The sequence below is a fragment of the Nitrospiria bacterium genome, from assembly GCA_036397255.1.
GTDB lineage: Bacteria > Nitrospirota > Nitrospiria > DASWJH01 > DASWJH01 > DASWJH01.
Genome location: DASWJH010000104.1, coordinates 1 through 20,961, shown reverse-complemented (window position 1 = coordinate 20,961; position 20,961 = coordinate 1). Strand labels below are relative to the sequence as shown.

Below are 20,961 nucleotides of genomic sequence, written 5' to 3'. Positions count from 1 at the left end.
GAATGACGAACTGGATTTTGCAGGAACCTCTAATACTTCAAAGGCTTCAACCACAGAATGACTTTGACTTGACCCTTGCCCTGTATGGACCTTAAACACTTTTTAACAATTTTTACCCACTCGATTACACGAAGACCCATTTAAACTATTGAGCAATTAATATGCCGGATCTTTTTTATCTGAATAGGAAGTCAAAAAATGACAGGAGATTTTTGGGTTTTATTTTAAATTTAAAAAAAAATTAAATGGGGATCGCGGATAGGCGCTTGTTTTTCCTAGGTAAGTTCACGAAAAGGAATAAACAGAAAATTTTTAGAAATTATTGGTCAGGTAGAATCAATTTTAGACATTTGGGTCTAATTCCATAAACTGGAAAGGGGAAAAAACAAATTTCTGCCTACTAAAGATAAAAAAATAAAGTAAATTCTATTTAAAAACCACTTTTAATAAAGAAATTTTCTAATGGGATCAGTAACTTATCAATAAGAGTTAAAAACCTGCCTATTTTTCCTCCCAATCGGTTAAAAATCTGCCTAACAATCATATTGTTTTCATTAACAGATAGGGAAGAAAATTGAAATTTCCTGGATTCACGTTTTTACATTCGGGAATGACGGGAGGGTTTTTCAGGTATGACGGCAAGGGTTTTCGGGAATTAGGGCCACGTATTTCAGGGATTAAAAAGAAGGGAGGTTTTCGGCATCCTGCTATTTTATATCATTGCTTTTAAACCTCCAGCAACACCAAAACCAGGAGCAGGAAAACCAGGAACGGATTCATAGCCTTGATCAAATAGGTTTCTGAATTTCAAATAGATCCTGACCTCATTAAACCAGAGGAACCCCCCAAGCAGATAATAATTACAGGATAAATTAACCGTCGTATACCCCGGACTTTTGTCGGTTAAAACCTTTCCATCCAGAAGAGTTAAGGTAAACGGCATTTTCTGGCTGTCTACCATATAGATATCTAAATTAAATGAAAATGTGGTTAATGGGGATAAAAGAAAACTGATCCTCCCCCGATTCTCCGGGCGAAATGCCAGTCTTTCTCCGCTTGTTTTGTCCTTCGTATCCAGTAATGTATAGGCTCCTTGAATCGTTAACATGGAAATCGGGTATAGATTTACCTTCAACTCAACCCCGTGGGTTTCGGCTTCCCCTATATTTTTTGCGCTGGTTAAATTCCTTTGAATCAGTTGTTCATACTCAATCCAAAAAAAGGCCAGATCCCAGTTGACTTTTTCAAAATAAACGGTATGTAATCCGATTTCCCCACTCACACTTCTTTCCGGACGCAGATTATCATTTCCCACCACAGGGAAGAATTGATCGGCCAAGGAAGGAGCGCGGAACCCTTTTTCCAGACTGGCCCGAACTTTCGTTTTTATCGGTATTATTTGATAGGCCATCGAAATTTTAGGGTTGACTACCGTTTCAAAATCGGAATTATCATCTACCCTTACCCCGGTTTGAAGGAAAAACCGATCCTCCCAGTTAAAAAGATTTTGAAAAAAATAGGCCAGATTCTGTCTGGATTGATTAACACTCCTGGGGGGACTGCCAAAAACTTCAATCACACTGTCCACTGATTCGTCCCTCAATTCAAACCCAAAAGAAAAGGTATCTAATTTCCCTAATCGGATATTCTGCTGCAGGTCCAATGTGAGGACTAGGCTGTCGGTGTCCTCAAAATAAGGAAACGGCCATAAAGGAGAGTCATTCGGGTTATCCAGCTTTAAATCCTTTTCCACTAAAGCGGCCTTCCAGGAAAGGCCTAGCCAGGGATTTACCCTTCCGTGAAATTGAACAGAATGAAAATAAAATTCTCTTTCAATTTCCCTATTTGGATCAAAAACCGTTATACCAACCGTGGTAATGTTTGGATCTATGTTTAGGTTAGGAATAATTTCTGTTCCCAATTCTTTTTGAGAGTCCTGAATACGGTAAATATAGGAAAGACGGTTATCTTTCCCGAATGAAAGGCCCATCTGTCCTGCAACCGAAATTCCCCTGAAACGATCCCTTTCAAATTGTCCGTGGGTGGTTACATGGGAAACCGTCAATGTGTAATCCAGAAGATGATTCAACCCTTCTACCGAAAACCCCTCACGAAAGGTCCTTTCATTCCCCGCCTCACCTTGAAGGGATAGTTGAAAAGGTTTTGAAGCCCTTCGGGTTATCATATTCACCACACCCCCAACGGCATCGGCACCATACAATGCAGACTGCCCACCCGGAACGATTTCAATTTGGGAAATTTCATCCATCATAAACCCCCCGAAATCAAACCCTCCCTGAAATGGGTCATTTAATCGTATGCCATCCTGAAGGATCAGGGTCTGGTTGGTATTGGCCCCACGGAGAGAAAGAGAGATCTGCTCTCCCAACGTCCCGGATTCCTGTAGACGCACTCCCGGTAATTCACTGACCAGTTCTTTAATTTCAACCGGATGTTTTTCCTCGATCTCATGGGAGGGGATAAGGGTTACCGAACTGGCGCCTGCATCGACCCCTTCTTCCAAACGGGTGGGAGTAGTAGCCGTAATATGAAGGGAAATAGGGTCAGAAAGATGATCCTCTCCTCCCTTCTTCCCTTCTGCAGGTACAGAAAAGGGAAATGCTCCTAATAGAATTAAAAAGGTAAGGGAAATACGAAGAACTTCTTGAAATGAAAGTTTCACTAGCGGAAAAAACATTTTTATTGTTATTGTTATCGATCTTTATAGGGGAAGAATTTGGAAAGTTCCAATTTCTTAATCTTGTATTTGAGTGTACTCAAAGGAATACCCAATGCCTTTGCAGTGGCAACTAGATTCCAACCCTCGCGTTCAAAAACCTTGATGATAAAATTTTGCTGAAAGGCATCCATCGCTTTATTAAAGGCATTTTCATCCTCTTTTTCCTTTGAAACCGTGAGGCGATATTCGATGGGAAGGTTTTCAAAATGAATGGTATCTCCCATGGATAGTGCTACGAGCCGTTCCATCATATTTTCCAATTCCCGAACATTGCCCGGCCAGTCATAGGAGCAAAGGGCTTCCTGAACGCTTTGATCCACCCTTTTAATCTGTTTTTTTAAACGAACATTGTAGCGTTGGACAAAAAACTCAACCAGTAAGGGAATGTCCATTAATCTTTCCCGAAGAGGAGGCAGGTTAATAGGAATGACATTCAGCCGATAAAAAAGGTCCTCCCGAAAATTTCCCTTCCGAACCGCTTCATTTAAATCGATATTGGTGGCGGTAATTAAACGGCCCTTGAAACGAATGGTTTTGCTACCCCCCACTCGTTCAAATTCCCCTTCCTGAATGGCCCGGAGAAGTTTACTTTGAAGCTCCAATCGGAGGTTGGCCACTTCATCTAGAAAAAGTGTTCCTCCATCTGCCAATTCAAATTTTCCGATATGTTGTTTGTACGCTCCGCTAAAGGCCCCTTTCTCATGCCCAAATAAAATGCTCTCCATTAATGTTTCGGGAACTGCACCCAGGTCAACGGTCACAAAGGGTTTATCACACCAACCGCTTAATCGATGAATATACCGGGCAAGGAGCTGTTTTCCTGTTCCGCTTTCTCCCAGAAGGAGAATGGTGGAAGATAACGGTGCAACTTTATTAACCAGCTTGTGGACCTCCTGCATTCTTGAACTCTGCCCAATAATAAATTCCTTTTCAATTAAAGGATCCATTTCACCCTTGAGATAAAGGATCTCCCGGTCATCCTTTCTACTTTTAAGCGCTTTATCCACCAGGAACAGGATTTCATCGTAGTCAAAACCCTTTGTAATATAATGGAAAGCTCCTAGCTTCATGGCTTGGACTGCTGTTTCAACTTCTTTTACCATGGAGATCATGATGACCTGAACGTCATTAAAACGGTCTTTTATTTGTTTGAGGATTTCCAGACCGTTCATATCCGGAAGGAGTATATCCAACAGGACCAAATCGATCTCTTGTTCTCCAAGGATCCGAAGACCGGAATGACCGTCTAAGGCTTTAAAAACATTATATTCCCGATTCAGTACCGCTTCGAGTGTATCCCGGATGCTTTCATCGTCATCTACAATTAGAATATTATTTCTTTTAATATCCATATCAACCTTTAAATATTAAGAAGAGATTTCTAAAAAGATTAAGGTATTTCCCTACATAAGTCAACGGGGTAGGGGATGATTCAAGGAAAAGGAAAGGAAGGGAATGAATATTTCAAAAATGGCTTTTTTACATAAATAATTCCGCTAGGCCATAGAAGGGATAGGTTCGATTAAATTCTTTCGGAGAGTTTATCAATCCTTAGGGTAATGTGATTTTTTGGACTATCAATGACCATTCTATTTTCACGATCTCCTTGAAACTGGAAAATTTCAAATCCGGGAATGCCCAGGAGTTCTCCACCCACATTTTCCTAAGCACCATTCCCAGCCAGATCAATCCACCCTCCGGTTTCATCATGCATCACCACAAAGTGCCCCGCTTGGTAGGCATCTCCAACTTTTCCCCGGTTTTAATCCAACGCAAACGCTAGGTGTCCCTGGACATCCTTACCCACAAATGAAAAATAATCGGATACGTAAATTAAATCGGATTTCACCTCTTGTGTTTCCGCCCCCACCTTCGATTGAAGGAGGCCAATGGCCACCATTCCGCTCCACCAAAACCAAAATGGAAATACCAGAATAATACCTGTTTTTTTTGAAAAGGAGAGTTTAATTCATTACGGCTCATTTACCCTCACTGCCCGTGGCGGAATCCACACTCCAAATCCCCGCCCCCTGCGCCGCGATAAAAAGAAACACAAAACAATAAAGCACTGCCAATTCCCCTTTATTAACCACCGGAAGAAGACCCTGGGTGCCATGAACCATCCAATAAGCAAACGCCATGAGTCCGCTGCAAAAAAATGCGGTCCAGCGTGTGAACAGACCAATCATCAACAATAGGCCCCCCACGAGTTCAACCGGCCCAGCGATATAGGTCACAAACGCCGGCGTTCCTTCATGGGCGGGAAGCGGAAATCCGAACAGTTTTTGCGTTCCATGCCAAATAAACAAAAACCCGATCACCATCCGCATGAGGGCGTATGTTTGCGCAGTAAAAGATTTCATAAACATAGGACGTTCCTCCTTCAATAAGTGGCTGGTTGTCTCCGAAAACGTATGTTTTGATTAACGCCCTTGATCCGTTGGATGCATTTTTATTCCGGAGGAGGAGGCTTGATTCATGGAAGGAATACCTCTTTCCTCTGGTGAGCGTGTAAGAAAATTTTTTCGCCGGCTGGCAATCAAAGACTTTAAATCCTCAATCATTATGAATAGGCACGGGACCAGGATCAGTGTAATGGCCGTGGCAAACAGAATACCATACCCCAATGATATGGCCATGGGAATCATAAAACGAGCCTGGCGGGAGGTTTCGAAAATCATAGGGGCAAGCCCCCCAAATGTCGTTAAAGTGGTTAATAAAATGGGGCGGAAACGGCGAATGCCCGCCCCGTGAATCGCTTCATAGGGCGATGCCCCGGATCTTCGTTGGCGGTTGGCATAATCGATCATGACCAAGGCATCATTCACCACCACACCGGATAAGGCGACGATTCCCATCATACTGATCACGCTGAGGCTGTACCCCATGATCATATGGCCAATTACCGCCCCCACCAATCCAAAGGGAATGGCGGTCATCACAATGGCAGGCTGAATATAACTTCGAAAAGGAATGGCCAAAAGCATGTAAACCAGTACCATGGCTAGCAGAAAACCAGATATCAAACTGTTCAGACTGTCCCGTATTTCAGCCTGGCGGCCCTCAAAACTGTAAGTTAAACCCGGATAATCCCGCTCCAACTGAGGAAGAACTTCTTCCTTTAAGGTGGCCATCACTTGATTTGTTTCACCGATCGGTTCCACGTTTGCCGTAACGGTTACTGTCCGGCGTGTATTATGGCGGGTAATGGTGGTGTAAGCTCTTCCCCTTTCAACCTGCGCCACTTGGTACAGGGGGACATCTCGGCCCGCCGGGGTTCGGATGAGCAACTGTTCAATATCAAATTCACTGACCCTCTGGTTTTCCGGAAGGCGGACCATTACCTTAATTTCATTCCGGCCCCGCTGTTGCCGCAAGGCCTCGGCTCCATAAAAAGCGCTTCGAACCTGCTGGGCAACTTCCCGGACGGTCAATCCTAAGCTGTGGCCTTCCGATAAAAGCTTAAAATCCAACTGCTCCTTGCCGGGGGTAAACCCATCATCGATGTCCTTCACATTGGGAAACTGGCGCATGGATTCGGCTATACTCTCACTTGCCTGATCCAGCTTATCCACATTTCGGTGGCTGAGTTCAACGGTTAAAGAGGCTCCCCTTCCCGGACCGCCACGGTCCGACTCAAACCTCAGAGATTCCAATCCAACAATCTGCCCCACCTGATCCCGCCATAACCGTGTCACCTCCCCGGTTTGTATGGGGCGAATCTTCGGTTCGGTTAAATGCATCTCCACTTCCACCTCGTTTTCATCAATCCGTCCCAGGTATCCCTCAACCAATTGGGAGGACCCATAGGGTTCCGAAATCTCAATCGCAGCGTTAAGAAGACGATCCCGAACAAGGACGGCTTTTGAATAAGGGCTGCCATAAGGAAGAATGGCCGTTGCAACAGCCCGGTCCGCCTCAACTTTTGGAAACAAAATAAAACCCATCCTCCCGCTGAAGGCATACCCCAATACAATCATTAGAAAAGCAAACCCAATGGCTACCGTCATGTAACGGTAGCGCAGACACCAGTCCAAAAATGGCCCAAACACATTTTCGATAAACCGGGAAAAAAGGGCACTGAAGCCTTGCTGCCGGTCATGCAAAAAACGAGTGACACGACTGCTTCCCTCACTTCGGGTGTGGGCCACATGAGAGGGAAGGACAAACAACGCCTCAATCCACGAAATGATAAAAACCATACAAACCACCAGGGGAAGGGTTTTAAAAATCTTACCAATCTCGCCTGGCACAAAAAACAACGGGCTAAATGCGACAATGTTGGTCAAAATACTGAAGCTGACGGGAAGTGCGATATCACGGGCCCCTTGGATGGCCGCTGGGATAAAGGCCATCCCTCTTTGACGATACTCGTATATATTTTCACCTGCGATGATCGCATCGTCCACTACGATTCCTAAAGCGATAATGAAAGCGAACATGGAAACCATGTTGATGGACACATCTATGAATGGAAGAAATATAAAGGCCCCAAGAAAAGAGGTTGGAATTCCCATGGTCACCCAGAAAGCAAGCTTAAACTCAAGAAAAGCTCCCAATAAGGCAAGCACCAGAAGGAGCCCAATGAAACCGTTCCGCAGGAGTAGTTCCAAACGTTGGCGGTATATATCCGACCGGTCATGGTGCGCTTCTAAATAGACCCCGGGGGGAAGATCGGATTCGATCTCCTCCAAACTTTTCCGAACCGCATCGGAAACGCCAATGGGGGTTTGTTCACCCACTCGATAAACCTCAACCATCATAGCGGGTTTCCCGTTATAGGTCAGAGACCGGCTTGACTCTTCAAATCCATCACGGACCGTCCCCAGGTCCCCCAAGCGTAAAACCGATCCGCCCTGTGTGGTCACAATAGGAATCTGACTGAAGTCGTTGGCCCAGTCCCGCCGTTCTTTCATGCGGAGAAGAATTTCGCCTCCACGGGTTTCAATACTGCCACCGGGAAGCTCAACTGCGGTGGTTTGAATCTTATCGGCAATCCCCCTCAGTGTAAGACCATAGGCTCGGAGGTTTTCCATTGGGACTTCAATCAGAACCTCATAATTTCTCACACCCACCAGGTCTGCCTGGGTGATTCCCGGTTCCTGCAGCAATCGGTCACGGACCTGCTCTGTCAATTCCCGAAGCACTTTTTCATTGGCGTCCCCGTAAAGCATAACCGCCAGCACAAACCTCCGCCGGTTTGAAAGGGACACCTCCGGTTCCTCGGCTTCTTCGGGAAAGGTTGTGATCCGATCGATCTCTTGTTTGATGTCCTGGAGCACCTTTTGGCCATTCACCCCCTCCACCAATTCGGCCGTAATGGTGGCACGGCCCTCTCTCGAGATGGCGGAGATCTCCTCCACCCCTTCAATATCACTAATGGCCTCTTCAACCGCTAAAACAATCCCCTGCTCCACCTCCTCGGGACTTGATCCCGGATAGGCCATATTGACCCGGATTTCATCGATTTCAAAATTTGGGAACACCTCTTTCTTAATTTTCAGGGACATAAAGAGACCACCCATCAGGAGAACGATCATCAACAGGTTGGGAGTCACACGGTTTCGGACCATCCAGGCAATGGGTCCCCGATACTCATCCCGGGCTTGTTCATCTTTTTGAGGGGTCACGGCTACGGCTTCTCCTTGGGTTTTATATGGTTTTTTAAGGGCTGCGGAGAAGATTTTCCCGGAATTTCTTCACTTTGGATCCGAAGAGGCATCCCCTCTAAGGGAGCAGCCAAATCCGTCGTGATCAACCGTTCACCCTCATGAATGCCTTCAGTTACATAAACCTGGCCACGGCCCCGAAACGCAACTTTTACCGGCCGAATTTTTAATGTGCTTTCTGAACCCATAATCCACACGTAGTCCCCATCCCGAAGGAGAGTCCGGTCAATGGCCGCGGCCTTTTCCAAATCCGTTCCTTCAATTTCCACCCTCACATAAGACCCGATTAATAGATGGGCGCCGTCAATAGAGGTGGAGCGATGGTGGAAAGGATCCGGAACGGAAACGATGATCCGGGCCATTCTTCCCTCCTCTTCAAGATCACTGGCCAGACGAATCACATTCCCGATTTTATAACCATCCCTTCCCCAACCCGATTCATTGTGGATTTTTACCCTCGAGCCACTCCCCTTACCGTTAAGGCTTGGAATTTGAATCCATCGGAGCTGATCCACAGGAACCAGAACCTCAATCCAATATTCGTCCGTTCCCACAAGCGTCGCAAGAGAAGTGGAAATGCTCACAATATCCCCCAAGTTTACCCCTCTGGTCTTGACGATGGCGTTAAAAGGAGCACTGATACGGGTCCTTTCTAAATCTAGTTTTGCCTTTTGGAGTACGGATCGTGCTTTTTCAATCTCCGCCCTTACGCTCTCCAGTTGGGGGGTTCTTAAAACCAGATCTCGGTCCCCCTCAGAAATGCTTTCCCCCAACATTTCAAATTCACTTTCCGCTATGGATTGTTGGCCCAACTCAAGCCTCAACTTGCTTTGGGCCTGGGCAAAATCGGCATTTCTCTGCTGTACCAATAGTTCATAATCCGAAGAATCAATCTGTAAAATTTTTTGGCCACGCTCGAACCGTCCTCCTGGAATCAGCTCTTTACTGACCCAAATAATCTCTCCAGCTACACGGGGTTTCAAATCAATTTCCCGTGCTGGACGAACCGTTCCCATGGCTTCAATCACCAGGTGCTGTTTTGAAAAATGAATTTTTTCAACCTCCACAAGCCTGGCCTGCCGAGCCGGGGTTTCACGCTTTGCCTTGGGGCCTGACTCCATAAGGGAAGAAGCAAGTATTCCCCCTCCCAAAAGAACCAGCAAGGGAAGAAGGATAGGTATTACAATACTCTTCATGCGCAATTTCAAGGGTGAGGGGTTTTTTGATCGGGTTGTATCGGGCTCTGATGTCATGGCCGCCTTTCACCCCACATAATGCCTCTAAAGTCCATTTTAAGATTCCCTCCCCCTCTCTGAAACTGAAACCGTTGGATTTAACTCCCAACCTCCGCCAATTGCCCTGCAAAGGTTAATCCGAAATTCAAATAACCGCCGGCGCTCTTCTAACAATGTACGCTCCAATAATTGGTGGGTCAGAAGCGCATCCAAAACCCGAAGATAATCCACCCCGCCATGGGTATAATTATCCCGGACCCGTTGAATAACCTGAAGGGAAAGGTTGAACTGTTTACTCAAACTTTCAATCAATTCCCTCTGTTTAAGTTCTTGGGTCAGTGAATCCTCCACCTCCCCAAGGGATTCCAAAATCACCTGGGCATAATCGTTCAGGGTTTGGGACAACACCGCCCGTGTCCTTTCCACCTCTGCCCTTCGATCCCCTCCATCGATTAAAGGTGCAACCAGGTTGGCCGCAATCGTCGCGGGCCAATTATCGAACAGGTCTCGAATTTGATCCCCAGAGGTACTGCCCTGGACGGAAAGACTAAATCGGGGAAACCGGTCGGCAAGGGCAGACCCGACCCGGTGGTCTGCTGAAAGAACGGCAAAATGGGCTTCCCGAATATCGGGTCTCTTACGGATCCAATCCAGGGGTACTCCGGTCGAAGGAAGAGGAGGTAATTCGACCCACTCTGCTCTTCGATCAGCCACTTTGACCTCGGGGGCTTTTCCCAGCAGAATAGCCAGTTGATGTTCTTGTAATTTAAGCCGTGTTTCAGCCGAGATGATTTCACTCCGCCTCAATTCCACCAGTTGGCGCTGTTGTAACACATCGGTGGCCCCAACCTGTCCCCTGCGAAATCGCAATGTCACCAATTCCAATACCTGTTCATTGGTTTCCAATTGACGGCGCAACAGGTTGAGCTGGGCGATTTGTTCAACGAGTTGATACCAGACCCGTGCAACCTGGGCAGACAAAGAAATGGCAGCTGAATTTAGGTTTTCACGACTCGCTTGTAAATCCATTTGAGCCGCCTCCCGTGAGGACCGGATGCGGCCCCACAGATCCAATTCGTAACTGGCAGCAAGCCCAAGAGAAAAATCGTTAAAAGGATTTGATCCGGAACTGCCTGTTGTCCCAGTCCTCCCTTCCGACCATGTTCTGGATACCCCTGCCTGGGTTTCAAGAGACGGAAACAGATCCGCACCTGCCTTACGCGCAATGGCCTCAGCTTGGGAAAGGCGATTCCAGGAACTACGCAGTGAAAAATTTTCTGATAGTGCTTTTTCAATCAAACCGCTTAAAACCGGATCATTAAAACTATTCCACCATTGGTCCGGAAGCGTTTCCTCTCCAGAAATTGAAAACTCCTTTGGAACCGTCACAGGAATTTCAATGGGTGAACGGATTGAGGCACAAGAACTCCCTAAAAAAATAATGAGGGAAAGGCTAATGAAAATCCCAATCCTATTCTTCATATTTAATCGTCCATCTTGTGATAAAAAAAAACCTTTGGAATTCTGTCTTTAAAGGATTCAACCCCTCTCCCAATATTTCTCCCTTATTGAGAGTATCTTCAAGGAATACCTTTAATTGGAACCATTTTCTCCAATAACAAACCTATCCTTTTGGTGGTTTTTCTTTTTTTTCTTTGATGACCTCAATCTCCAATTTAATCTTCACGTCATTTCCCACCACCACACCTCCATTATCCATTCGCTTGCTCCAGTTCATCCCAAAGTCTTTTCGGTTAATGGTACCTTCTGCACTAAATCCTCCTCGGATATTTCCCCAGGGGTCATTTGCCACCCCGTTAAACTCCCCTTTTAGGGAAATTTCCTTGGTGACCCCCAGTAATGTCAAATCCCCCACGGCCGTGTATTGGTCTCCCTTTTTTTTGTAATGTTTCATTTTATACGTAAGGGTTGGAAATTTCTCTACATTGAAGAAATCATCGCTTTTCAAATGATTATCTCTTTTTTGATGTCTGGTCGTAATAGAGTTGCTTTTGATGACTGCCTCAATGGCTTCCACCTTTTCTGTTTCGGGATCCATGACAATAAATCCCGTGTAATCCGAAAACTCCCCGTTTGTTTTGGATATAACCAGGTGAGCTACCTGAAATCCAATGCTGGAATGATCTGGATCAACCGTGTACCGCGCCATTTCAGCCCTAACCCAATGAGAGGAGCCGATCCATAAAGAAATGGTAATCATCGCAAGCAAAAAATGTCTGAAAGACAGGTTCATAATTTTCCTCCAATTATTTTGAATGAGAAATTTATCCAAATTAGGAACCCCGCAGCAAGCCGACAGGGTATTCAGAAAAAACTAAATCCTCAAATCCAACTATCCGCTTTTCCAAAGGGGAAACCCAAGCGATCACCCCGAGGCAAGCTACGGGGAATGGATTTCATTAACAGGGGTTTTTCTCTTTTTTTGAATAAGGGGAGAGACAATACCCTAAAATCATAAAAAGGAAATCCTCCCTTTACCCACTCAAGGGATCTTCAAAAGCTTTCCTGTAATTTGGGAACCTTTTTTTGTCCCTAATCAAATTACAGATGGCAAAACCTAACTTTTCCGAAAGGATAAAATCCCAAAAACGGAGAGGATAATTTAAACTGCATTATTTTGAGCTCTCCCTAAGATGCTAAATGATACGGACAACCAAATCAATCTAAAACCATGGCTATTTAAACCATTCCTCCCTTAATTTTTTTGAATAACCCAAATCGATCTCCTTAGGGCTAGGGCGACTATCAAAGAAGGAAGGAATAATATAATTTTCTGGGGTTGATGGATGGTAATTATTGGGGGGGGTTCCTGGTTTTTCTATGTTTGGACGGAGAACTCGTTAAAAAGAGGGGTTGTGGTGAGGGAAAGGAGGTTAAAAGATAAAAATTATTATAGTAATAAAAAGGAAATAACTTTTTAGGAATTAGTAAGACATCATGGAGAGAACATTATACCCATCTAGCTTGTTTCTTCCTCGTAGTTCCGTCAGCTCAATCAGAAACGCAATTCCAACGATGACCCCTCCCAATTGCTTGACCAATTCCACAGTAGCGGAAATGGTACCACCGGTCGCCAATAAATCATCTACTACCAGAACCTGCTCCCCGGGTTGAATCGCATCCCGATGAACCGTTAAGGTATCACTTCCATATTCCAAGTTGTATTTGGCTTCATAAATATCGCTGGGAAGCTTCCCCGATTTTCTCACAGGAACAAACCCCGCATGAAGCTCGTATGCAATGGGAGCCCCTAGAATAAAACCACGAGACTCAATACCGACCACTTTGGTAATTCCTTCATCCTGATAATAATTCACAAATTTTCCAATAATATGGCGAAAAGCGTCAGCCTCCTTTAAAAGAGTGGTTATATCGTAGAAAAGTATTCCTTTTTTTGGAAAGTCAGGAATCTCGCGAATTTTCGATTTCAGATCCATTGGATTTCCCCTAGCAGCGTTTAAATAAAACACCTAAATTTATAAAAATTCGTCCATTTTAATATTGGTATTCTCAATCATACTTCGAAGCTTGATAATCCCTGCAATTTCAATCTGTCTCACCCTCTCCCGGGTGAGGCCAAAAAGTTTTCCGATTTCTTCCAGGGTTTGGGGTTCCCCGCCATCCAGACCAAACCGTAAAATAATTACCTTTTTTTCATTTTCCCTTAAATTTTCCAACCACTGAATAATAGTTTCCCGTCTTTTAATCCCTTCGGCGGTTCGGGACGGAGATATAATGGAAGTATCTTCAATAATATCCTTTAAAGAGGTATCATCGTGGCCGCTCACCGGGCTATCCAAGGAGTAGGTTCTTCGAATGAGCTGTTGAATTTCAACAACCTCTTCTTCATCGGTCCCCATCCGAGCGGCAATCTCTTTGGGTAAGGGTTCTTGGTCTTTTTCCTGCATAAGATGCTCAACCACAGAAAGAAAATGGTTCACTTTTTCTACGATATGAACAGGCAAACGGATGAGTTTTCCCTGGTTTATAATGGCCCTTTCAATTGATTGGCGGATCCACCAAGACCCATAGGTGCTAAATTTAAATCCTCTTTTATAGTTAAATTTTTCCACCGCTTTAATCAATCCAATGTTTCCTTCTTCAATAATATCCGAAAAAAGCAACCCACGATTGATATACCGCTTTCCAATACTCACCACCAACCTTAAATTGGATTCAATCATTTGTTGGCGTGCTTTTTCGTCCCCTTTGGCGATTCTCTTAGCCAATTTTTGTTCTTCTTCAAAGGTTAAAAGGGTTGATTTTCTTATATCTTTAAGATAACTTTTAACCGCATCAAGGCCGTCCGAAGACCCTTCTTTTTCCTCTTCCTCAGAAACGACCTCCTCTGCTTCAAAAAGTTGCTCAGGAGAGATGGTCCCACTTGACAACCCTTCGCCTTCCACCCTTTCGATCGAATTCTCTTCTTCGTCCATTTTACCTAACATAAAAGATTCCCTTTTTTTTTGAAATTCGTTCCGTCCATGGAACACCCGTTATTTTCTCCCGGCCAAGGGACCGGGTGATGTATTCTTTATATCGGCAATCCCTTTAAAAAAATTTAAAGAAGATGAATGGGGATTCTTAATATTCGATCGAAAACCCGGAAAAGTTCATTGGCCTGGCCTCCCAATCAATGGACATATCCATTACCTTTGCCAAAAGGGGCCCTTCCCAAAGGCGTTTAATCAATCGATCAATACCTTCCCGCCCCCCTTCAAGGACCACCTCCACCCGGCCATCCGCCAAATTCTTGCAATATCCCAGTAAACCCAAGGAAATGGCCTCTCTCTCTACAAACGCCCGATATCCCACCCCCTGGACCCTTCCTTTTACCCATATCTTTGCCCCATGGGTCTCATTCATCGCCTGACCTTTGATTTTCAAGGAAAACTGGTCGGGGCGAGAGGATTTGAACCTCCGACCCCAGCGTCCCGAACGCTGTGCGCTACCGGGCTGCGCCACGCCCCGTACATCCTTCACACTTAAATTTTTCTTAAATTAGAATAGAATCCAAACTTTTCCATGGTTCTCCCATGGCTTCTCCAACACCGCGGTGAGTAATGTTTCCCTGAAATAAGTTGACTCCCCTTCTGATGGAAGACTCAGTTTTTAAAATTTTATCGATATCCTCGCTTGCAATTTTGATTAAATATGGAAGCGTGACATTACAAAGGGCTTGGGTCGAAGTCTTGGGTACGGCCCCGGGAATATTGGAAACACAATAGTGAATGACCCCATCAACCTGGTATACGGGATCCGAATGAGTGGTGGGACGTGAGGTCTCAAAACACCCCCCTTGGTCAATAGAAACATCCACCACCACACTCCCCTTCTTCATTTTAGAAATAATCGACCGAGGAACGAGACAGGGGGCTTGCGCTCCGGGCTGCAAAACAGCACCCACCACTAGATCCGACTGAGGGAGAACCTCGAGAATACTATCTGTACTAGAGAACCGAGTCTCAATTTTTCCTTGAAAAAGAAATTCCAATTCCCGTAATTCCTCAATTTCCTTCCCCAGGACGGTCACATGGGCCCCCAACCCAACTGCCACTCGGGCGGCATTTCTTCCAACAGTCCCAGAACCCAATATGGCCACTCGGCCTTTTTCCACGCCGGGAACGCCGGACAGGAGAATCCCTTCTCCTCCGGCGCTTTTCTGCAAATAAAAAAGACCAATTTGAACCGAAAGGCTTCCAGCAATTTCGCTCATGGGTTTCAATAAGGGAAAGGACCCATCATCTAGGGAAAGGGTTTCAAATGCAATTGCGTTGACCTTTTTTTTCAACAACTGCCGGGTCACCTCAGGGTGAGCAGCCAAATGAAGGTAGGAGAAAAGAATTTGTTTGGGGTGGAAAAAACGGCATTCGTCAAGGAGGGGTTCTTTTACCTTAATAATAAGGTTGGAGTCTTCAAAAAGTTTTTCCTTGCGTTTAACAATTTGCGCTCCGGCCTTTTGGTAATCATCGTTGGAAAATCCGCTTCCTTCTCCCGCCCCATGTTCAAGAAATACCCCATGTCCTTTTTCAAGAAGTTGGCGAACTCCCACCGGTGTTAAACCCACTCGGTATTCATGGTCCATTACTTCCCTCGGAACACCGATGTTCACGACCTTAAAGAATCTCCTTCATAAGGATTCACCCTAGCAGTAAAGTTTTTAAAAGTCAATTCAAACGGAGAGGATTAATTTTTTTTTGCTTCTATTTTTTTATTTTACCCCAGGCCCGTTGATAATCTCCAAAGGTATCCACTTCCATCCACCCTTTATAAATATCAATACATTTCACGGAAACTTTGCGATCAATCATTTCCTGTACCATATCGGTGAGAGAAATTTTCTCCAAGCTGGGGGCTTCCTGAAATTTTTTTCCCAGCTCTTTCCCCATGAGTTCGTGATAAATTTTTCGGAACTGAATGGCACCTTGAGGAGATAGCATGGCCATTCCAATAAACTCCCCATGAGCTTGATCCGGAAGAAGGCTTTGGCCGATGCGTAAAACCTGGTCCTCTTCATCACGGGGAACAAAACGGTGGGATGAAGAAGGGGGCGGTGATGCGGTAATAACCAGATCAACCGCATGGGATGGCTGAAAAAACCCACCCCGGTATTGATCATTCCAGGCCCTATCCACAACTAAAACCACATCCCCCTCACTTTTAAGAAGTTTTTCTAAAACCCCTGGATCAAAAACGATATCTGAATAGAGAAGAATCAGAGGGCCCTCCAATTCCCTTTCAGCACAGAAAAGAGAATAAACCTCTCCGGTTTTTTCAAACCGGTCATTATCGTAATACCTGAGATTGGAAAGGTTAATCATTTCCTTTTTGTATCCACGGACCACAGCAATATCCTTGATTCCACAATGGTTCAGGGCTTCGACCTGCCGTTCCAAAATAGTTTTTCCTTTTATATCCAGCATGGCTTTGGGTTTATCTTCCGTCAACGGTAACAACTCTTCCTCAAAACCGGCTGCCATCACAACGGCGCGAACTTTTTCAGCCCCTTTCGGAAGAAATTCGGCTTCATTCTCCTTGAGTTCAGATACCCCGATCAGGTCATAAACCTCCTCCAAGGGAACAATTCGGTCTTCTACGGCTTTGGCTTGGCCGGATATTTTAAGGGTATGTAAGGTTTCCTTCATGGCCTGAATAGAGGAACGCAATACCTGGTTTGCGAAGATTACTATTTTAAAACCTGCTTCCTGCAGTTCAGGTAGTCGTACCCCTGAGAAAATGGTCGGAACAATAACCAGTGGGACCGGCACATTCCAAGATTCCGCAAAATCTTTTAATTCATCAAAGGTTGAAGATTTAGAATGGACCAGAATGGCATCGGCTCCTGCTTCCGCATAGGCTCTTGCGCGTTTCAAGGCCTCTTCTTTCCCCCAACCCGCGATGAAAGCTTCTGTACGGGCAATGACCACAAATTCATCGAAACGCTGGGCCTTTTTGGCGGCTTTTACCTTTCCAGCATGCTCTTCAATTGAAACCAATTCACGTTTAACCCCGGGATAGAAACTACATCGCTTGGGAAAAATATTATCTTCAATACAAATACCCGCAACGCCTACTGCTTCATATTCATTGACGGTTCTCATGACATTGATGGCATTCCCGAAACCGTTGTCACAATCGGCAATCACGGGAATTTGAACGGCATCGCACATGGCCTTGGTGACTTGAAGACTTTCAGTCATGGTTAAAACACTTGCATCAGGAGTACATTGCTGGGCAGCAGAAATCCCAAAACCGCTGGCCCAAATCCCATCAAACCCGGCTTTTTCAATTAATTTTGCACTGATGGCGTCATGGGCCCCCACCACCGTTAATAAACCCGGTTTCTTTAATAACCGTTTTAAATTCTTTCCCTTTTCCACGAGACATGATCTCCTTATATGTTAAATGAACTCTTCATGGGAGGTTACGGATCCCAAAATTTCTCGGTTTTCCTTCTGATTTCTTGTTTAGCCTCTCCCATCTTTTAAAAGCCTTCGATCGTTCAGGCTTACATATTTTCCATCTCCGATAATGATATGATCTAACACCTTAATCCCAATCAGGTCCCCCACTTTGACCAACCGATGGGTTGTCTCAAGATCCTGGGAACTTGGAGAAGGATCTCCGCTGGGGTGATTATGCATAAAAACAACCGCCGCGGCTGATTCACGAATCGCGGGATTAAAAGCCTCCCTAGGATGGACAATACTTGAATTTAAACTCCCTTGAGAAATAATGAAATCCTTTATAATTTGATGTTTTCCATTTAATAACACCGCTTTAAAAATTTCTTTTTTTTTATTTTTAAAAAAAGAACTATACATCCGGAAAAGGTCTTTGCTAGAAAGGATCTTTCCCCTCTTCGGGGGAGGGAAAGAATGAATTCTCCTGCTCAATTCAAAAACAGCTTTAATTTGGGCCGCTTTGGCAGGTCCGATTCCAGGAATTAAACTAAGTTCGGATATTTCTAATAGCCCCAAAGGACCAATTCCCCCGGTTTTCTTTAACATAATCCGAGAAAGATCAACGGCGCTATTTCCCCGTGTCCCCGTTCTTAGGATCACAGCTAGCAAGTGGGCATCGGATAAAATTTCTGGCCCCTCCTTGATCAATCTTTCCCTGGGGCGCTCATTGACCGGCCAATTCCTCATCCCATGAGGATTTTTATGGGTGAAACCTTTGGGGATCTTCATTCCTCAATCCTTATTCAATTTATGAACCTCTGTTCCTAAGGCCTGACAAATTTTGACAGCTTTTTCGGATTGGATCCAAAGAAGCCAAAGGACGGTATATTTAAAATTTAACTAAAAACAATGAGTTATGGGTTAATTGAATCTGGCACATTCATTGCTTATTAAAAAACTCCGTAACTTCTCTCACAGAAAGGAGCGGTGTTATGAATTGTCCAAGATGCAGTGGGATGATGTTTTCCGAGCGGTTATCAGACTTTTTCCTGACATTTTACGCTTGGAAATGCGTCAACTGCGGTTCCATCGTTGATCGCACCATTTTATTAAATAGGAAAAAGAGCTCCCTCTTTATGTCAGAGCTCTCTTCGCTTCCCTCAAAAGGTCAGAAAAGTTAGCCTTCAATTTTTTTTCCGAAAGCCCGCCATCCCATTAAGATGGTGGGCCGATCGGGAAGGCTCCACCCAAAGAACCTGAAAAAGGTTTCCTTACTCACTTTCAAAATCAAAAAAATTAACGAATGGATTCAAAACCCGTCGGTTGGCAGGAGAAATGAAAAACAATTTCCTTATTTTCTTCGGGCTCTCCGATACGAAAGTCCTCCGCAACCAGACGAATATGGTTACACTTATCCGGTGAAATTTTCTTAAAAAATATCAGCCCTCCTTTTTTTTCTCCAGGTTCAACGGTCCCAGGATACAGGTGGAGGGTTTTTATAGCCTCCAATTCTTCCTTTAACACCTCATAGGGCTTAGAGATCAATAAAATCCCCTCTTTTTTTCCTTCTTCTCCCTTTCTAAAATAGCTTGCACTTTCATCGGAATTTAAAGAAGGATGTTTTATTTGATCATCATCGATCAAAAAAATTTTCTGGGGATCAATGTGGACCGGATATAGGCTTTCATTAAGAACGGTAAATTCAAAGGAGGTAAAATAAACGGAAAGATCCACCTTATAAATTGTTTTCTCCTCCTTCGTAAAACCAGTTGTGACGATGGGTTTTACAAAAAAGGTAACCTGGCCTTCCTTTCCTCCGGGATCATTTTTCTGGGTTTGCTGGACGGGGTAAAGGAGGGGAGAAACCGTTGCACAGCCTCCCCCAGCCAGGACAACAGTCATCATTCCCCAAAATATTAATCTACACATAAATCGTTTTACCTCTCCATTTAATACTTCAAAGACAAAAAGACAAAAGACAGGCCGAATTATACTGGAAATCCCCCCAAAAAGTCAAAAGAGGGGGGGGGAGGAAATAGCCCTCTTTTTTTGAAGAAAATAAAAGGTTTTTTTTGAAAGAAGAGCCCAAATTCACTTAAACTTTCTACCTCTTTTTAAACCATTTTTTAATTTTCCGTTACACCCTCTCGCCCTCAAGGAAAGCCTCATTTAACCACTTAATTATTATCCAAAATTTCTTGAAAATTGAGTTTTAAGAAAAAAAGGAAAAATTTTTCCATTTTTGTTGAATAATGAATTAAAAAAAAGCCTTAGAAAGGCATAAAATCATCCGTGATATTCTGATAACCCATTATAAAATAAGGAAAAAAATAACCACCCAAAACTGGTACTGGACTTGCTATTAATAAAAGAAAAATAAAAGGAGTGCCTATGTCAGCAGAAAATTTAAAATTTGAAGAAAAATTAATTGAGGTAAAACTACCCAAAACCCTATGGCGGACTTGCCTGTTGAGTTGTGCTCGCTCAAAAATGCAAGTCGATGAGTTAATCTCCCAATTGGCCATTGCAAAACTTCTAGACAATTTAGATTCTGGGACCCTTAAAAACCTAATTGCATTGGAACTCATGGATGAAAAAATGTTTCAAAGGGTTCTTAATTCAACTGCAAATGGTCCTGAAAAAAAGGAATAAACGTTTTTTAATCAGATTTTTTTCCTTATTACCTGGACCCCGTATTGACAATGGCCCCCCCAAACCATTTCAGAATAAAACCGACTATTTCTTGCCCGTTGGGTTGAATCAGTTTGGATTCCGAGAAGCTTAAAGGACTACTTCCAATCCCCACCATTTTAAAGCGTAGTTTGATAAAAATCCCACTTCCGGATTTTCCCGGGTCATTAACCGTTCTGGAAATGGAAATAAAAACCCGATTTGGGTTTTCTGGCTTTGTGACAATGTCATATGCCACTTCATCTTCTGCCCCCAAAAACCCCCCTTCTAAAAAACTCTCAAATTGAACCACAGACCCCGAGAAATCGATATTAAATTGGGCCTCTTTCACTGCCCCTAAATTAATGTCAAACCCTTGAACCTCTAGCGTCAATATATTTCCCTGCTGGCCTGGAGGACTCTCAACCAAATATACGGTATTGGAGTCTGGAAAACGGACCGCGGGAACAAAAGTCGCCCTAGGAGGGGTATCCTGCCCGGGTTGCTCACTTCCGCACCCAGCAATGAAAATGGCCAACCCTATCAGGAACCCACCCAAAGTTTTTAGAAAATTAAATTTCATGAGCCTGTCCGGCAAACCATTAAGTTAGGGATAGCACATTGGCGAATGTGATCCGTGCGGAATTATTCATCCATCGAAGAGTTAGAGGGTCCATCGATATGGAAGTCATGGTATATGCAAGAGAGGCATCCATGTCCGT

General features: G+C 44.3%; 17 protein-coding genes and 1 tRNA gene. 1 reads left to right on the top strand and 17 read right to left on the bottom strand.

Annotation, left to right across the window (positions count from 1 at the left end; translation table 11 throughout):
- Positions 1-712: 712 nt before the first annotated feature.
- From VGB26_14085 to VGB26_14010, 16 genes are all read right to left on the bottom strand, one after another.
- A complete protein-coding gene (locus VGB26_14085; GenBank protein HEX9758907.1) occupies positions 713-2,683 on the bottom strand; it encodes a TonB-dependent receptor in 1,971 nt (656 codons plus the stop codon).
- A gap of 29 nt (positions 2,684-2,712) precedes the next feature.
- Positions 2,713-4,092: a sigma-54 dependent transcriptional regulator gene (locus tag VGB26_14080; protein HEX9758906.1), complete on the bottom strand. Its 1,380-nt coding sequence runs from the start codon at positions 4,090-4,092 to the stop codon at positions 2,713-2,715.
- 410 nt (positions 4,093-4,502) lie between these two features.
- Positions 4,503-4,640 (bottom strand): hypothetical protein, encoded by a 138-nt coding sequence (locus VGB26_14075; protein ID HEX9758905.1) that lies wholly within the window; start codon positions 4,638-4,640, stop codon positions 4,503-4,505.
- 79 nt (positions 4,641-4,719) lie between these two features.
- Positions 4,720-5,109: a DoxX family protein gene (locus VGB26_14070; GenBank protein ID HEX9758904.1), complete on the bottom strand. Its 390-nt coding sequence runs from the start codon at positions 5,107-5,109 to the stop codon at positions 4,720-4,722.
- A gap of 54 nt (positions 5,110-5,163) precedes the next feature.
- Positions 5,164-8,370, bottom strand: coding sequence for an efflux RND transporter permease subunit (locus VGB26_14065; GenBank protein ID HEX9758903.1), 3,207 nt, complete (start codon positions 8,368-8,370; stop codon positions 5,164-5,166).
- Between the two features lie 2 nt (positions 8,371-8,372).
- Positions 8,373-9,605, bottom strand: coding sequence for an efflux RND transporter periplasmic adaptor subunit (locus VGB26_14060; GenBank protein ID HEX9758902.1), 1,233 nt, complete (start codon positions 9,603-9,605; stop codon positions 8,373-8,375).
- Positions 9,606-9,701: 96 nt separating this feature from the next.
- A complete protein-coding gene (locus tag VGB26_14055; protein ID HEX9758901.1) occupies positions 9,702-11,126 on the bottom strand; it encodes an efflux transporter outer membrane subunit in 1,425 nt (474 codons plus the stop codon).
- A gap of 142 nt (positions 11,127-11,268) precedes the next feature.
- Entirely contained in the window at positions 11,269-11,898 is a 630-nt protein-coding gene (locus VGB26_14050) for a YceI family protein (GenBank protein ID HEX9758900.1), read from the bottom strand.
- 691 nt (positions 11,899-12,589) lie between these two features.
- Positions 12,590-13,102 (bottom strand): adenine phosphoribosyltransferase, encoded by a 513-nt coding sequence (locus VGB26_14045; GenBank protein ID HEX9758899.1) that lies wholly within the window; start codon positions 13,100-13,102, stop codon positions 12,590-12,592.
- A 39-nt stretch (positions 13,103-13,141) separates the two neighbouring features.
- Positions 13,142-14,113, bottom strand: coding sequence for a sigma-70 family RNA polymerase sigma factor (locus VGB26_14040; GenBank protein HEX9758898.1), 972 nt, complete (start codon positions 14,111-14,113; stop codon positions 13,142-13,144).
- 136 nt (positions 14,114-14,249) lie between these two features.
- On the bottom strand, positions 14,250-14,531 hold the full coding sequence (locus tag VGB26_14035) for an acylphosphatase (protein HEX9758897.1): 282 nt from the start codon (positions 14,529-14,531) through the stop codon (positions 14,250-14,252).
- A gap of 28 nt (positions 14,532-14,559) precedes the next feature.
- Positions 14,560-14,636 (bottom strand) — tRNA-Pro (locus VGB26_14030).
- A gap of 25 nt (positions 14,637-14,661) precedes the next feature.
- On the bottom strand, positions 14,662-15,777 hold the full coding sequence (gene ald, locus VGB26_14025; protein ID HEX9758896.1) for an alanine dehydrogenase: 1,116 nt from the start codon (positions 15,775-15,777) through the stop codon (positions 14,662-14,664).
- A gap of 91 nt (positions 15,778-15,868) precedes the next feature.
- Entirely contained in the window at positions 15,869-17,545 is a 1,677-nt protein-coding gene (locus VGB26_14020) for an isocitrate lyase/phosphoenolpyruvate mutase family protein (GenBank protein ID HEX9758895.1), read from the bottom strand.
- 87 nt (positions 17,546-17,632) lie between these two features.
- Entirely contained in the window at positions 17,633-18,358 is a 726-nt protein-coding gene (radC, locus tag VGB26_14015; GenBank protein HEX9758894.1) for a DNA repair protein RadC, read from the bottom strand.
- Positions 18,359-18,865: 507 nt separating this feature from the next.
- Positions 18,866-19,474, bottom strand: a complete 609-nt coding sequence (locus VGB26_14010) for a hypothetical protein (GenBank protein HEX9758893.1) — start codon at positions 19,472-19,474, stop codon at positions 18,866-18,868.
- A gap of 486 nt (positions 19,475-19,960) precedes the next feature.
- Between VGB26_14010 and VGB26_14005 the strand changes: the two genes are divergently transcribed.
- Complete coding sequence (locus VGB26_14005; protein ID HEX9758892.1) at positions 19,961-20,221, top strand: hypothetical protein; 261 nt, start codon at positions 19,961-19,963, stop codon at positions 20,219-20,221.
- Between the two features lie 28 nt (positions 20,222-20,249).
- Here the strand turns inward: VGB26_14005 and VGB26_14000 are convergent, their stop codons facing one another.
- Positions 20,250-20,822 carry a cohesin domain-containing protein gene (locus VGB26_14000; GenBank protein HEX9758891.1) on the bottom strand — a complete coding sequence of 191 codons (573 nt, stop codon included), beginning with the start codon at positions 20,820-20,822 and terminating at the stop codon, positions 20,250-20,252.
- Positions 20,823-20,961: the final 139 nt, after the last annotated feature.

What these genes read in the sequence shown, in the direction of transcription:
- VGB26_14080 (HEX9758906.1), bottom strand. Translation starts at nt 4,092, where the DNA reads ATGGATATTAAAAGAAATAATATTCTAATTGTAGATGACGATGAAAGC.
- VGB26_14075 (HEX9758905.1), bottom strand. Translation starts at nt 4,640, where the DNA reads ATGGTGGCCATTGGCCTCCTTCAATCGAAGGTGGGGGCGGAAACACAA.
- VGB26_14070 (HEX9758904.1), bottom strand. Translation starts at nt 5,109, where the DNA reads ATGTTTATGAAATCTTTTACTGCGCAAACATACGCCCTCATGCGGATG.
- VGB26_14060 (HEX9758902.1), bottom strand. Translation starts at nt 9,605, where the DNA reads ATGAAGAGTATTGTAATACCTATCCTTCTTCCCTTGCTGGTTCTTTTG.
- VGB26_14055 (HEX9758901.1), bottom strand. Translation starts at nt 11,126, where the DNA reads ATGAAGAATAGGATTGGGATTTTCATTAGCCTTTCCCTCATTATTTTT.
- VGB26_14050 (HEX9758900.1), bottom strand. Translation starts at nt 11,898, where the DNA reads ATGAACCTGTCTTTCAGACATTTTTTGCTTGCGATGATTACCATTTCT.
- VGB26_14045 (HEX9758899.1), bottom strand. Translation starts at nt 13,102, where the DNA reads ATGGATCTGAAATCGAAAATTCGCGAGATTCCTGACTTTCCAAAAAAA.
- VGB26_14040 (HEX9758898.1), bottom strand. Translation starts at nt 14,113, where the DNA reads ATGTTAGGTAAAATGGACGAAGAAGAGAATTCGATCGAAAGGGTGGAA.
- VGB26_14035 (HEX9758897.1), bottom strand. Translation starts at nt 14,531, where the DNA reads ATGAATGAGACCCATGGGGCAAAGATATGGGTAAAAGGAAGGGTCCAG.
- radC (HEX9758894.1), bottom strand. Translation starts at nt 18,358, where the DNA reads ATGAAGATCCCCAAAGGTTTCACCCATAAAAATCCTCATGGGATGAGG.
- VGB26_14010 (HEX9758893.1), bottom strand. Translation starts at nt 19,474, where the DNA reads ATGATGACTGTTGTCCTGGCTGGGGGAGGCTGTGCAACGGTTTCTCCC.
- VGB26_14005 (HEX9758892.1), top strand. Translation starts at nt 19,961, where the DNA reads ATGTCAGCAGAAAATTTAAAATTTGAAGAAAAATTAATTGAGGTAAAA.
- VGB26_14000 (HEX9758891.1), bottom strand. Translation starts at nt 20,822, where the DNA reads ATGAAATTTAATTTTCTAAAAACTTTGGGTGGGTTCCTGATAGGGTTG.